We start from the raw sequence: 14,236 nt of genomic DNA on the forward strand, positions 1-14,236 counted from the left end.
GATTATTTAATGGAATCCACAAACTTAAACAGACGGTTCCAGCGAATCTTTCCGTCAAACCAGCCACGATCCTGATTCAGCGACAGCCAGATAAAAATAGGTTTACCCACAATGTGGTCTTCCGGCACAAACCCCCAGAAACGTGAGTCGGCCGAATTATGACGGTTGTCACCCATCATCCAGTAATAATCCATCTTGAAGGTGTATTTCGTCGTTTCCTGTCCGTTGATGTAGATTTTTCCGTCTTTCACCTCCAGGCTGTTGCCTTCGTAGTTCTTGATCGGACGTTCATACATCGGCAGGTTATCCAGTGTCAGGTCTATAGTAGCTCCCTTCTTCGGAATCCATATCGGACCGTAGTTATCTACTGTCCAGCCCGTCAGTTTGTTATCCGGATACAGTCCGCCGGCATCATCATCCGGCACGTTTTCAATGGCAGTCACCAAGTCCTTCCGTGCCAGCAAGGCAGCCTTCGCCTTTTCAGTCAACGGCATGTTATACACCGATTCCTCCGTATAATAAGCCATCAGGTCCTCCTGGCTGATGCCCAGCTCATGACATAAATCTTCCGGCAGCATACCCTTGGTATGCACCAGATAACGATACTGCACATTATCCGGCTCCTTGTTGGCCTTACCGTCCAGGTAAATAATCCGGTTCTTGATTTCCAGTGTCTGGCCCGGCATACCCACACAACGCTTCACGTAATTCTCTCTCCGGTCTACAGGGCGGGTAATCACCTCACCATACAGCTGCGGATTTTCGTCAATATACTTGCGTCCTACCGCGTAATAATAATCATACACATCCCGTTGCTGCTCCAGGTTCAGGCTGGCCAGGTCAATAGGTTGCGAAAGTTGCTTGCCGATGGCATAGCTCATGCGATAGATATCTTCTGCCGGATTGCCGGTAGCCACCGTATCCCCTGCCGGGAAGTTGAACACCACGATGTCATTCAGCTGCACCTCTCCCAGTCCGGCCACCCGTTTGTAGTCCCACTTCGGCCATTCCAGGTACGACTTGCAGTTGAACACCGGCAACGTATGCTGCGTCAGCGGCATGTGGAGCGGTGTCTGCGGAATACGAGCACCATAGCTCATCTTGCTTACAAACAGATAGTCGCCCACCAGCAGCGATTTCTCCAGCGACGAAGAAGGAATCACATAGTTCTGAAAGAAGTACAGATTCACAAAATAGACTGCTACCAGCGCAAACACGATGGCATCCACCCAGCCCATCACCGTCAGCACGGTCTTGTTGGTCGACTTCTTCCACCATGTCCAGGGAATCTTTTTGGAAATATATGCGTCAAAGATGAACGGAACCACTACCAGCCCCAGCCAGCTTTTCAACCAAATCAGAAAAATCAGGTAAAGCACCAGCACTATGCCGAACTTTATCCATTGTTTACGCGATGCCTGTATCATACTCAAAACTGAAATAAATCATTCATACCTAAGAAGCCCTGGTGCGCAGCCGTATATTCCGCAGCCAGCACCGCTCCCAATGCAAACCCCTTGCGGTTCTTTGCGTCGTGTGTAATCACGATAGAATCAGCCTCCGATTCATATTTGATGGTATGGATACCCGGCACTTCCCCTTCGCGGATGGCACTCACGGGCAATTCATCCGGTGCACAGTCGGTCGTACCCGTCACCGTACCGTCGGGAGCGGTCAGTGTGCCCATCACCCATTTCTGCTTGCGGTCCAGATTTTCCAGAATCCCTTCAGCCAGCGTAATGGCCGTACCACTCGGGGCATCCAGCTTGTGCACGTGGTGAGTTTCTACCATCGACACATCGTAGTTCGGGAACTGGTTCATAATCTTTGCCAGGTACTTGTTCACCGCCGCAAAGATAGCCACACCCAAGCTGAAGTTAGACGACCAGAACAACGTCTTACCTTCCTCCTGGCACAGACGGCGCATCTCTTCGCCATGCTCTCCCATCCATCCGGTGCTGCCCGATACCACTTTCACCCCATTCTTGAACGCCTCCAGACAGTTGCCGTAAGCCACTGAAGGAGCCGTAAATTCAATGGCCACATCGGCCGAGCGGAAAGCCTCCGAAGCAAAATCTTCCCGATTATTTATATCAATGATACTCACAATTTCATGACCTCTGGAAAGGGCAATTTTTTCAATTTCCTTTCCCATCTTTCCATATCCAATTAATGCAATTTTCATAATTCTGATGATAATTTTATTCGCAAAGATAGTGTTTTTCAGTATTAATCATTACATTTACCCAACATTTACAGCTCGTTAACATGGAACATCTACTCCAGTTTGTATGGAAGCACAAGCTTTTTCCGCTCACTCCGCTGCATACCACGCAAGGACAAACCGTGGAAGTCATTGACCCCGGACTCCCCAATCCCGATGCAGGACCCGACTTTTTCAATGCGAAAATCAAGATAGACGGCATTCTGTGGGTGGGAAATGTAGAAATCCACGTGCACGCTTCCGACTGGAAACGCCACCACCATCATCAGGACCGCGCCTACGACTCCGTAATTCTGCATGTGGCTTCCGACATCGATACCGAAACCTTCCGCACCGACGGCACACCCATCCCGCAAATGGAGCTGCACTATCCGCCCTATCTGTTAGACAACTACCGCGAGCTGATTGAAACCAGCCATTACCCAGCCTGCTACCGCCTCATCCCTCGTCTGCCCAAGCTCCTGCTCCACAGCTGGCTCTCCAGTCTGCAGACCGAACGTTTCGAACAGAAGACACAGCGCATCCAAGCCCAGCTAACCCAGAGCAAAGGCGACTGGGAACAAGCCTTTTTTCTCACATTAGCCCGCAATTTCGGTTTCGGCACCAACAGCGACGCCTTCGAGCAATGGGCACAGACCATTCCCTTGCAAGCCGTCAACAAGCACCGCGATAATCTTTTTCAGATAGAAGCCATTTTCTTCGGGCAGGCCGGCCTGTTGCAGGAACTCCCGTCCGACGACTATTCCGCTCAGCTGACCAAGGAATACGCCTACCTGGCCCACAAATTCGAGCTACAGCCTTCCGAACACCTGCGCTGGAAGATGCTCCGCATGCGTCCGGGTAATTTTCCACACGTGCGCATCGCCCAACTGGCCAACCTCTATCACCATTCCCAAGGGATGCTTTCCCAGCTCCTGCTGGCTCCTACCGTGAAAGAGCTGCGCGACCTGTTGCGGGGAGGTACCTCTCTCTACTGGCTCACTCACTACGTATTCGGTGAACCGTCGCCCGCCCGTCCGAAGACTCTCAGCGATGCTTCCATCGACCTGCTGATTATCAACACCGTGGTGCCTTTCCTTTATGCCTATGGCAAGCACAAAGGTGAAGAACGGCTCATCGAACGGGCTAGCAACCTGCTGGAACAACTGAAACCGGAAAATAATTACATCATCCGGCTGTGGAAAGAATGTGGTCTGCAAGCCGCCCATGCAGGCGACAGTCAGGCACTCATCCAGCTCAAAAAGAACTACTGCGACCCGAAGAAATGCCTGTTCTGCCGCATCGGATACGAATATTTCAAGAAAAAAGAAAGTTAAGAACCGGAGATTTACTCCCTTCACACACGACTCTTTTATTTCAATCAAAGTCAGTCTCTCAGTACTTCTTTGACAGTACTCCAGTACTTTCCTTGGAGTACTACAGTACTTTCATGGAAGTACTCCAGTACTACCAAGGAAGTACTGGAAGTAAATAAAGCTATATTTCTCAACATATTACAGAAATTTATAGAGAATCCTGCCATCCCTTTCGGGAAAAAATCATTTCCGTCCTGACAAAGGAATATAGACCGAACACTCCCAGCCTGAAAGTCGGTTACGCAAGAAAGGAGGCATATTGAACTTCCTTGTCATACCCCATTTGTATTGCACAGCCACTTCCATGAATCTGAAGTCATACGCCAATCTTGCAAATACCGGCAAGTCGAAGAAACTTTTGTCATAAAAATAAAAAGTAGGCTCCACTCCTACCGACAGATTCAATCCTCGAAACAGGTACCGTCCCACACTTCCAGCAAAAGATGCCGACCACAGATTACGGATTCCTTCCCCGCCCACATACGTCGTATGCACGTCAGAAGAAAGATAACGGAATCCATAGCTGTAGCGGCCATATCTTGCCGATAACGACAAGTCGAACAACCAGCTGGTGTCCGGACGATTCAGCCGCCAGCGGTAGCCGGCGCCCAAAGTAAAATCAGACCTCAAACGGGAGTTTGCCAAATCGAAAGGCGGCAATCCTTTCCCCGGTGAAGCCATCTGGTAGTTTACGGTATTTTTCCCTCCATAAAGTACCAGGCCTGAAGAACGGAGCATCTGTGCACGAACTGTCATCCATAAAAAGAAAAGGAATAAGAAAAAAGATAAGCGTTTCATACTGATTTCCAATTAGTGTTATTATTTTTAATCTGGTTTCTGTTTTATTTACTCCACAATTCATCATTCAGCGAAATAAACGGATGATTCTTTTTTATCGAATCCACTTGATATCCTACATTCAGCACCGCATGGTCAAAATCTGATCGTGTTTCAGATTCAGACATATCCATCCACTCCGTTTGCCGCAAGCAGCAACCACCTACCAATCCGAAACCGTTCTCCACATTGGTGTAAGTAGCCCGCATGGGAGCCAACTCCACATTACCCAGTTCATTATTCTTCTGCTCATTAAGTGATTTCAAATAACGGTAGAACTCTTCAGACAGACTATATAAATAAACCTTATATTGCTTTCTGTTTATAAAAGTTTCATCTTGAATAGAAGTCTTGTAATCAGGTATGTAAGTCATATTCAGGCGAAGTGTGTAATTCTTTCCCTGAATTTTCTCATCGCTCCAAAAATACAGATTCTGATAGTACGCATAGTTTCCCATAAAAATGTCATCCAAACCCGAAGAAGCATCCAACATCGGCTCATCACTCCAGTCCATATAAGCAGAAGACGGTTTGCCATAATGCACTTCCGAAGTCCCCTCTTTCCAATACTTTACCCTTTCTTTGACCGTTACCGCATAGTAATTTTCAGTTTTTGCATAATCGGTAAAATTTATCTGAAGCTGGAGCACATTCAACTCAGAGGATTTTCGTTCTATTTTGATAGCGTTTAAAGGGAAAGGAGCAGGAATAATGGTAAAGGCAGATACTGCTTTCACCCCTTCTACCGAAGCTGTAAGCCGGACACGGTCGCCCGTCTCATAGGACTGTACCACATAATAACTTTTGGCAGGGACTCCTGGCAATGAATCTTCTGCCCACCACAAAGGAACGGAACGGTCATTCACTTCCAGGCGGATATTCCTGCCCTTTAATCCATACATCCTCCTTCCTCTGTCATGAACCGGAAGACTGTGCGAAAGACGTACCACCGTAGTATCACCACTTCCAGGATAACTATATACCGTTAATTTAGGAACCTCTGAAATCTCATCCAAGTCAAAATGATACACACAAGATGACAACAGGCTGAAGGCTGCAAGTATTATTATGAGATTCTGTTTGTTTAAATGCATAAATACAATGTTTAGAAATTTGTTATAATCAATGACATTCCAATGCATGCCGATTCAGAAATTTAAGGTGTAGCTAAAAGAAGGAATTATCGGGAACAGTCCGATAGCCTTTCCTCTGAAACTTCCATCCACCTGCCGTTCTATCTTTGTATAAAAAGGATTCATACGGCAATAAGCATTATAGATACTCACATTCCAAATTCGCTCGAATCCCCGCTTGGTAGTCCGCCGGAAATTGATACCCACATCCAGCCGGTGGTAGGCAGGCAAAGTAATATTGTTAGGTTTTCCATACATCGGCTCTAAGTCCGACAACTGCGAGGTTCCAGGTAGGCAAGGATTTTCCACATACTGTGTAGGAACCGTCGCATGGTCACCACTACGATAAGTCCACGCTGCATATACATCCATTCGATGGCTGAATTTACGACGATAGACAAAATTCAGTTTATGACGATTATCAAACTTGCTGGGATACCAACCGGAATAGAAATCATCAAATTTTTGCTTGCTCCATGATAAAGTATAACCAGCCTGAAAGAGGTTCTGCTCATCATGATACACCAGCGATGTTTCCAACCCATACGATTTGCCGTCTCCCACCCGTACCACCTGTTCCCAGTTTCCGGCAGGCAATGTAAGACTGCCTCCCGCCTCGTACTCCAACATTCGGTTGGTAGTACGGAAATAGCTTTCCACCTCCAGGCGCAACCTCCACGGAAGTTCCATGTACACACCACCTGCCACCTGTCGCGAATGCATAGGACGTATACGGGAGGTAGAAGGAACCCAACAATCGGTCGGCAAGTTTAAATAAGAATTGGATAACTGGTGCACAAACTGACTCATCTCGGTATAGGAAACTTTTAAAGTGGTACGACTGAACAGACGGTAACTTGCCGATATTCTCGGCTCCAGCGAATGATATACTGCTCCCGAAACTTGATACATGGTATAACGTCCCCCCAAGTTTATCCGCAGCTTTCGGGTCAGCCTCATATCGTCTTCCGCATAAAAAGAGAATTCATTCCCCTTGTAATGGCTCTCTACTGATGACAATAACGTATCCGTCATTTCCTCCGTACCTCTTATATCCTGTGATAGCGTATGCTGCGGACAATAGATATGATACAAGTAATCGCTTCCGAAGCGAACATGATGACTCGCCGTAGGAAGGTAATGAAAATCCATGCGAAAACCTACGTCATCAATAGTAGAATAACTGTCCCTCTGCATCCGGTCTACAGAATATTCTTTATCATCTTCCCCTTTATAAAAACTATCATCTGACCTGAAGTCATATTTAGACAGATTACGGGCATATACCAAAGAAAAGTTACCGGTCAGTTTATGATTGAACTGATTATTCCATGACAACGCGGCAGAAAGATTTCCCCATCTGATATGATATTCATCCGTGGTCTGTTCTTTCTCTTGATGGAGCAGATTTCCTGACGGGAAAAGCTGTTTATCCTTCATTTTAAACAAATCTCTTCCAGAATACACACTAAAAGAAAGCCTGCTCTCATTGGAAAACCGATGTGTGATTTTCGCATTTATATCATGAAAAGCATAACGGGCATTGATATCTTCTTCGGGAAAGAAACGATTGGCAATCCGCAAAGCAGGAGCAGAAAGCACGTCCAACCAACTCCGGCGCATACCGAACACAAAAGAAGTTTTTTCCTTTATGACAGGCCCTTCGAAACGTAGCCTTCCGTCCAGCAGCCCCAACGAGACCATACCATGAAACTCCTTTAAGTCCCCCTCCTTCATACGGACATCTGTCACAGACGAAAGCCTCCCTCCGTAACGTGCCGGGAAACCACTCTTGTAAAAATCCACGTTCTTCACTATATCCGTATTAAATGCAGAAAACAATCCTCCAAAATGATTCACCTGATAGAGAGGCATGCCGTCCAATAAGAATAAGTTTTCATCATTCTTCCCCCCGTGTACATAAAGCCCGGAGAGCAGTTCCGTGCCAGCAGATACTCCGGGAAGCTGCTGAATTGCCTTGACTAAATCCGGTGAACTGAACAGTGAGAATTCCGTATTCAACTGTTCTGAAGTCAACGAAATCTTTCCAGTCTGAGTTGTAAAAAGAGAAGTATTCAAATCGGCTGTTACCACTACCCCTTCCAATGCAGTGGAACTTTCCTTCAAATAAATAGTACCAGAATAATCTGAACGCAAGTCCAATTCTTTCACCACCTCTTCATAACCTACATAAGAGAAACGCAAAGTATGCTTTCCTTCCGGTAATGTCAAACTAAAAAAACCATGTTCATCCGTTAAGGTACCGATATGCATATTCTGATCATACACCGTGACATTAAGGAGTGATTCCCCATTATCCTGACACACGTGTCCTGAGAAAGTATACCGGCTCGATTTAAACAACAAAACATAGCTGCCTTTTATCTCCCATTTGATTCCGGTTCCGGAAAAGACTGTTTGCAGATTCTCCTTCAATGACTTACCAGAAGAAAAAATGCCAGATAACCGTATCATTTCCAAAGAAGAATCATAGACGAAATTCACATGATACAAGTCTTGCATTCGTACGATTGCTTTCTTCAATTCTGAAGTTTCAGAACAAGGATGTCCCCCTAAACATAAACAGACAGCCGCCACAGTCCACAAGGTACTCATCATACTTGCTTTTTAATATGCACTTTTAATACTTTTTCTATTATCTCGATGATTTCGTCCAGACTGTGTGCATCGAAATTGGCTGTCAACCGTTTGTCTGTCCGGTCAGCTACCAGCTTTACCCCATAATAACGGGAAAGCTCTGCAAGTACTTTCGGAAGAGGAGTATTCTCAAATACAAAACTTCCTTTCTTTACAGAATCCGGACGATGGACGATTTGCGGAACATGCTGACCTTTTACCACTTGTGCCTCCATTCCAGCCAGAAGTTCTACACCTTCCGACTGACCTTGTACAGAAAACCGTACTTTTCCCGATTCCACCTGAACCCATGCGGTATCCGCACGGCTTTCATCCATCACGAAACAAGTACCCAACACTTGAACTTCAGCCAACTTTCCTATTACTTTAAACGGACGAGTACAATCTCTTTTTATCATAAAACCAACTTTCCCCGTCAATTTCACTTCACGACATACATCTGCATAATCCTTTGTACGGAAACAAATAGAAGAATAGGGATATACCGTAACGACCGAACTGTCCGGCAACTGGTACTTTACTGCATGTTCGTATGCTGCCAATTCTGTCCACTGCTTCTCAGGAGATATACCCACCCAGACAATAAACGCCAGCAATATAGCCGCAGCCAGCCCAGATAAAAACAGGAAATACCGGTTCTTTCCGCCTGCCCTTCCAACCACTCCATGCTTTTCCTTGAAAACTTCCAAAGCCTGCCGTGTGTCCAATTTATTCTTTTGATAGTGCCTCAACACAAAACGAAGGCATTTTTCTTCTAATTCATTCATGTTTCTGGTGATATTATACATTCAACCCTGTGACAATAGAAACCCCAAAAATCACTACGTGAAAACACTGAATTTTAGTTAAAGAGAAACATATACACTTTATATGCCCCCTCACGTATCAAACGAAATGCCTTCTGAATATGACTGTCGACTGTATGAACCGAAATATGAAACTTTTCAGCAATCTCCTGATACTTCAGGCCATCCCGTTTATGCAAAAGAAAGACCTCACGGCAACGCTCAGGCAAGGCATCTATGGCAGTCCACATTCGCGCCTCCATCACACTCCGTTCCTCCACCTCCTCATCCAACAAGGTTTCTTCTAATTCAGTAAATGAGACTCCCGATTTGAACAGATTTTCCTGACTCAAATAATCCAAGCTACGGTTCTTAACCATCACATACAAATAAGCCTTCATATTACTTACCTCACAAGACTTTTCATTATTCATTTTCTCCCACAAAGACGAAAAGCAATCCTGCACAATATCTTTGGCCATCTCTACGTCCTGTACATAATGTGTTGCATACAAACACAAAGGTCTATAATAAAACTTGAATAACTCATCTATATTTAATCTGTCTCTTCCCATGTGCAAATCGATTTCTATTTCAAATAGAGACAGATGAAAATACCAAAATCACCATCCTACTTCTGTAAAAAAAGTTAAGTCTTTTCAGTTCTTCATACCTCTCACCGCAACGCCTCTTCCACTGCCCGCAGATACCCGTCCAGGCGATTGCTCTTCAAGATAGCCTTCCGCTGTTTCTTGTCCAGCTCAGGCAACAGGTACTCCCAGCAGGTCTTCAGCTTGGCCAGCAGCTGCGCCTCTCCGCCCTCTATCACCCGATGATAATACAGATACATCTGCCGGTGCATCTGCGCTACCCGTGCCTTCAATCCGCCATCGGACAATTCTCCTTCACGGAAAGCCAGTGCCAGTGCCGGATTCGCCAGCAGCCCGCGACCCAGCATCACCCCTTTCAGCCGGGGAAACGCTTCCAGTACCTCCCGGATGTCGGCCACCGTCAGCAAATCACCGTTGTACACCAGCGGCCGCTCACACGCCTCATAGAAGGCACGGAACGTCTCCCGGTCCACCGTCCCCTTGTACTGCTGCTTCCCGATGCGCGGATGAAGCGTCACCTGCGTCACACACGAACGGTTGAGTAACGGCACGAGCGCCTTCCACTCCTCCGCATCCTGACCGCCTAACCTCATCTTCACCGAAAAGCGAACCTCCGGAAACACCTTCATCGTCTCCAACAACGCCTCCACCTTCTCCGGAGAAGACAAGATACCCGCTCCCTTCCCACGACGTACAATCAGCGGAAACGGGCAGCCCATGTTCACATCTATCTCCCGATAGCCCTGCGAGGCCAAAAAGTCCGTCAGCACCTTCAGCTCCTCCGGCTCCGAGGCAATCACTTGCGGAACCAGCCGGGACACCGTGTTCTCTTCAGGCGACACGTCGCGCCTGTCCTTGTTACGAATCTCCCCCTTCTCCAACCGGACAAAAGGAGTATAATACGCGTCCACACCTCCCAGGCACTGCGCATGTGCATTGCGCCACGCCACTTCCGTAAAGCCCTGCAAAGGGGCTGCATAAATTACTGGTACATTCTCTTTCATATCCCGCAAATATAGGAATAATTCGCTATCTTTGTGAAAATACATAAACTTCACTCTCATGGAGAAATACATCTTTGAACTGAAAATGAAGGTCCGCGACTATGAATGCGACCTGCAGGGAATCGTCAACAATGCCAATTACCAGCACTATATCGAGCACACCCGCCACGAGTTTCTCTCCTCCGTCGGCGTCAGCTTCGCACAGCTTCACCAGCAGGGCATCGACCCCGTGGTAGCCCGCCTGAACATGGCTTTCAAAACCCCGCTGACCAGCGGCGACGAGTTCATCTCCCGTCTGGCACTCCGCAAGGAAGGTATCAAATACGTCTTTGTGCAGGACATCTACCGCCTGCCCGACCTGAAACCCGTCATCAAATCGACCGTAGAAACCGTGTGCGTAGTCAACGGGCGCCTGAGCGACAGCGCCCTCTTCAATGAAATCTTTGCTCCCTACCTGAACCAATGAACGAAAAAGAACTCCTCTGCCGCATGGCCCTTCCCCTTCTGCCCGGCATCGGTCTGGTAGGAGCCCGCCACCTGATTCAGGCTGCCGGAAGTGCGACCATGCTTTTCGAACACGCCCGCGAGCTACCGGCCCTTCTTCCCGGAGTCACTCCGAAGGTAGCTACCGCCTTTCAGCATACGGAAGTATTCCGTCTGTGCGAAGCCGAGCTCTCGTTTGCCCAGAAGCACCAGATTCAGTGCCTGACCGAAGACGACGAAACCTATCCATCCCGCCTCCGCGAATGTCCCGATGCCCCGCTCGTCTTGTTCTACAAAGGCTCGGCCAACCTGAACAGCCGGCACATCCTGAGCATCGTAGGCACACGCAATGCCACCGACTACGGCAAAGGCCTCTGCCAACGTTTCATGCAGGAACTCAGCGCCCTGCTTCCCGACGTGCTGATAGTGAGCGGACTGGCTTACGGCATCGACATCCATGCCCACCGCGAGGCACTGACCCACGGATTCGACACCGTGGGTGTACTGGCTCACGGTCTGGACCGCATCTACCCAGCCGTACACCGCCGCACCGCTACCGAGATGCTGACACAAGGCGGACTGCTCACCGAGTTCATGAGCGGCACCAACCCCGACCGGCAAAACTTCGTGAAGCGCAACCGCATCGTAGCCGGCATCAGCGACGCTACCCTCGTGGTAGAGTCCGGCCCCAAAGGAGGCTCCCTCATTACCGCCGAGATAGCCGAAAGCTACCAGCGCGACTGCTTCGCCTTTCCGGGCCGCGTAGGCGATACCTACTCCACCGGCTGCAACCTGCTGATACAAAAAAACCGCGCTGCCTTGATACAGAGCGCGGAAGATGTGGTAAAAGCCATGAACTGGGACCATGTACCCGTTTCCCCTCAGGTAGTCCAGCGCCAGCTGTTCCCGGAGCTGACACCCGAAGAAGAACAAGTCATCACCCATTTACAGAAGCATCCCGACGGGATACAAATCAATACGTTGGTAGTAGAAAGCAACATCGCCATCAACCGCATGACCAGCCTGCTGTTCAACTTAGAGATGAAAGGCGTGGTCCGCGCACTGGCAGGAGGAGTCTACAAGCTGGCCTGAACCCTACACAAAAGCGCAAAAAATAACCCGTCACTGATACAAAAGTATCAATGACGGGCCTTTTATTAATCTACCAATATCGGACTAGGATTCTTTCGCGGAGCTTTCCGCACATTCACCATCGAAGGATACGACACCCTTGACCGTCCGTCACGCAGTTCGTCAAAATCAACATCTTTCGCACAAAACTCCTCAAAGTCAAATGTCTCTTTTGCCTTCCGCATAATATTCTCCACGATAATCTGACGAGAAATCGCATTGAAATACCGACGGTTGTCATCCATGGCACTAATAGCCTCCGAGCGCCATATTCCAAATTCATAAGTAGCACCTCCCTCATAAAAATCCACTTTAGGGAAACGCGAATCACCTATCATGTGTTTCCAATATACAACATCCGTTTCTCCGTTCACATCAGCAGTCACGTTCAGCCCCATCGGGTATTCCCAATAATGTGATGAATAATAATTCTCATAATATGTTTTTCCACTTTCCTCAGTAAAATACTCATCCGCCAGACGGCCAAAAGCATGTCCGCCATATTCATGCAGGAAAGTATTTTTCCAGTCTCCTATGCTGACTCCCAACTCTTCATCCGACGAGTACTGCCAAAGACCTTCCGTGGTAGGCACAATGGTATAAGCCTTTCCCGAAGACCACGACCAGCAGATACCTCCATACCGGGAGTCATTCACCAGCAAACAAACCGGCACGTCATCCACCGTCACGCTTCCATTCACGATGTCAGGACAATAAGTCTCAAGAAACGTACTTACCGTATTCTCATTAGCTCCCATATCACTATAGTCATCCCGCCATCCGGAATTAAAATACGTATCCTTTTGTACCCCCGTAGAGTGGTTATCCGCTCCCTTCTCTTTCGACAAGGCCGGAATGATATACACATTAAAATAATCGCGGTAAGTCTTGTAAGGCTCCACAGTAAATAAAAAATCCAGCGCTTCCCGAGCCCGTCTTTCAAACAAGCCACCTTCCAGCAAGTCATCCGCCGTATATCCGTCTCCTGTCACTACCATAGTCACCGGATTTTCCGTACGCATACGCTGGTATACAATTACGTCCCCCGTATTATACACCTTGTCGGCCACCTGTTCTCCTCCCTGAATCACCACCGTCTCATCCCAAGGAATCGGATTTACCGTCACCACTTCCAGTTCCTTCTTGTCGCTTGCATCTACCGTCACCACATAACTTGTACCCATCTGCATCTCCAGTGTCACCTTAATAATCCTCTTCGTACCATCATCCAGTGAAAGAATAATCTCCTTCTCCGTCAGATACTGCGGTGGCAGAATCAGAGAAAACAAATTCTCATCCTGTTTATACGCCTGAAGTATTTTTTCTCCATCATATTCAGCAAATGCCTCATCATACATAAGATTCGCCCCATATAAAGGCTGCGCACTTATACTCATTGTTACCACTTTCCAGTCCACATGCTCCATCCCCTGCAATTTCACAGAAAGCATAGACAGCCTATGCTTCATCGGAATAGATACCGGTGCCCCCGTCCGGGAAGAAGTCGTTTTTCCCATCATAAAATCACTTCCATAAAAATTCTTCTCTTCCCGCTGGTCCAAATGTACCGTATGATAATACATCGGCCATTGCACCATCTGCTTCACATTCGGAGTATACGCATAAATATCAAATGAATTATCATCCGAAAGCCATGACAAAGCCGTAATCGGTGCCCAGGCCGCATCGGCTCCATACTGAAACTGCGACTCAAAATCAGCCTTCCATTCCGTACCGTCGAACGAAGCCGTCTGTATATAGCCCGATTCATACTGCTGCGGCCATCCTCTTTCCGGCATCACTATCAGTGCCAGCGAATCCCCTTGGGAGAAACTAAGATGACCATTTTCTTCTATCAGACGCCCTTTCTCCAGGCCTCCTTCTACATACGGACTAATCCTCAAGATAGTATTCACCGGTTCCCCATTATCCATCTCCTCTTGTGTACAACCAGCCATTCCAAGCCCCCACACAAGCAAGCTGCTATATATTATCGTTTTTACTTTCATCTTTCC

General features: G+C 47.6%; 12 protein-coding genes. 3 read left to right on the forward strand and 9 right to left on the reverse strand.

Annotated features, from left to right (window positions below):
- Positions 1-2: 2 nt before the first annotated feature.
- Complete coding sequence (locus BACPLE_RS04940; protein WP_007559448.1) at positions 3-1,427, reverse strand: S26 family signal peptidase; 1,425 nt, start codon at positions 1,425-1,427, stop codon at positions 3-5.
- Positions 1,428-1,429: 2 nt separating this feature from the next.
- Entirely contained in the window at positions 1,430-2,185 is a 756-nt protein-coding gene (dapB, locus tag BACPLE_RS04945) for a 4-hydroxy-tetrahydrodipicolinate reductase (protein WP_007559449.1), read from the reverse strand.
- An 83-nt stretch (positions 2,186-2,268) separates the two neighbouring features.
- On the opposite strand from dapB, the gene BACPLE_RS04950 reads away from it, so the two are divergent.
- Positions 2,269-3,540, forward strand: a complete 1,272-nt coding sequence (locus BACPLE_RS04950) for a DUF2851 family protein (RefSeq protein WP_007559450.1) — start codon at positions 2,269-2,271, stop codon at positions 3,538-3,540.
- A gap of 222 nt (positions 3,541-3,762) precedes the next feature.
- On the opposite strand, the gene BACPLE_RS04955 is transcribed toward BACPLE_RS04950, so the two are convergent.
- From BACPLE_RS04955 to BACPLE_RS04980, 6 genes are all read right to left on the reverse strand, one after another.
- Positions 3,763-4,377, reverse strand: a complete 615-nt coding sequence (locus BACPLE_RS04955) for a hypothetical protein (protein ID WP_148374618.1) — start codon at positions 4,375-4,377, stop codon at positions 3,763-3,765.
- A gap of 44 nt (positions 4,378-4,421) precedes the next feature.
- A complete protein-coding gene (locus BACPLE_RS04960; RefSeq protein WP_148374619.1) occupies positions 4,422-5,510 on the reverse strand; it encodes a DUF4249 domain-containing protein in 1,089 nt (362 codons plus the stop codon).
- A gap of 54 nt (positions 5,511-5,564) precedes the next feature.
- Complete coding sequence (locus BACPLE_RS04965) at positions 5,565-8,165, reverse strand: TonB-dependent receptor domain-containing protein (protein WP_040312461.1); 2,601 nt, start codon at positions 8,163-8,165, stop codon at positions 5,565-5,567.
- On the reverse strand, positions 8,165-8,974 hold the full coding sequence (locus BACPLE_RS04970) for a FecR family protein (RefSeq protein ID WP_040312462.1): 810 nt from the start codon (positions 8,972-8,974) through the stop codon (positions 8,165-8,167). Before BACPLE_RS04970 ends, BACPLE_RS04965 begins: the two co-directional genes overlap by 1 nt.
- A 74-nt stretch (positions 8,975-9,048) precedes the next feature.
- Entirely contained in the window at positions 9,049-9,567 is a 519-nt protein-coding gene (locus BACPLE_RS04975) for an RNA polymerase sigma-70 factor (protein WP_007559456.1), read from the reverse strand.
- Between the two features lie 101 nt (positions 9,568-9,668).
- Positions 9,669-10,607, reverse strand: coding sequence for a tRNA-dihydrouridine synthase family protein (locus tag BACPLE_RS04980; protein ID WP_040312463.1), 939 nt, complete (start codon positions 10,605-10,607; stop codon positions 9,669-9,671).
- A gap of 58 nt (positions 10,608-10,665) precedes the next feature.
- Here BACPLE_RS04980 and BACPLE_RS04985 point away from each other — a divergent pair, with 58 nt between their 5' ends.
- Together BACPLE_RS04985 and dprA are read left to right on the forward strand one after the other, a co-directional pair.
- Positions 10,666-11,073 (forward strand): acyl-CoA thioesterase, encoded by a 408-nt coding sequence (locus BACPLE_RS04985; protein ID WP_007559458.1) that lies wholly within the window; start codon positions 10,666-10,668, stop codon positions 11,071-11,073.
- Positions 11,070-12,182, forward strand: a complete 1,113-nt coding sequence (gene dprA, locus BACPLE_RS04990; protein ID WP_040312422.1) for a DNA-processing protein DprA — start codon at positions 11,070-11,072, stop codon at positions 12,180-12,182. Before BACPLE_RS04985 ends, dprA begins: the two co-directional genes overlap by 4 nt.
- A 65-nt stretch (positions 12,183-12,247) precedes the next feature.
- Here the strand turns inward: dprA and BACPLE_RS18550 are convergent, their stop codons facing one another.
- Entirely contained in the window at positions 12,248-14,230 is a 1,983-nt protein-coding gene (locus BACPLE_RS18550; RefSeq protein WP_007559462.1) for a fimbrillin family protein, read from the reverse strand.
- Positions 14,231-14,236 lie beyond the last annotated feature (6 nt).

The sequence above is a fragment of the Phocaeicola plebeius DSM 17135 genome, assembly GCF_000187895.1.
Lineage (GTDB): Bacteria > Bacteroidota > Bacteroidia > Bacteroidales > Bacteroidaceae > Phocaeicola > Phocaeicola plebeius.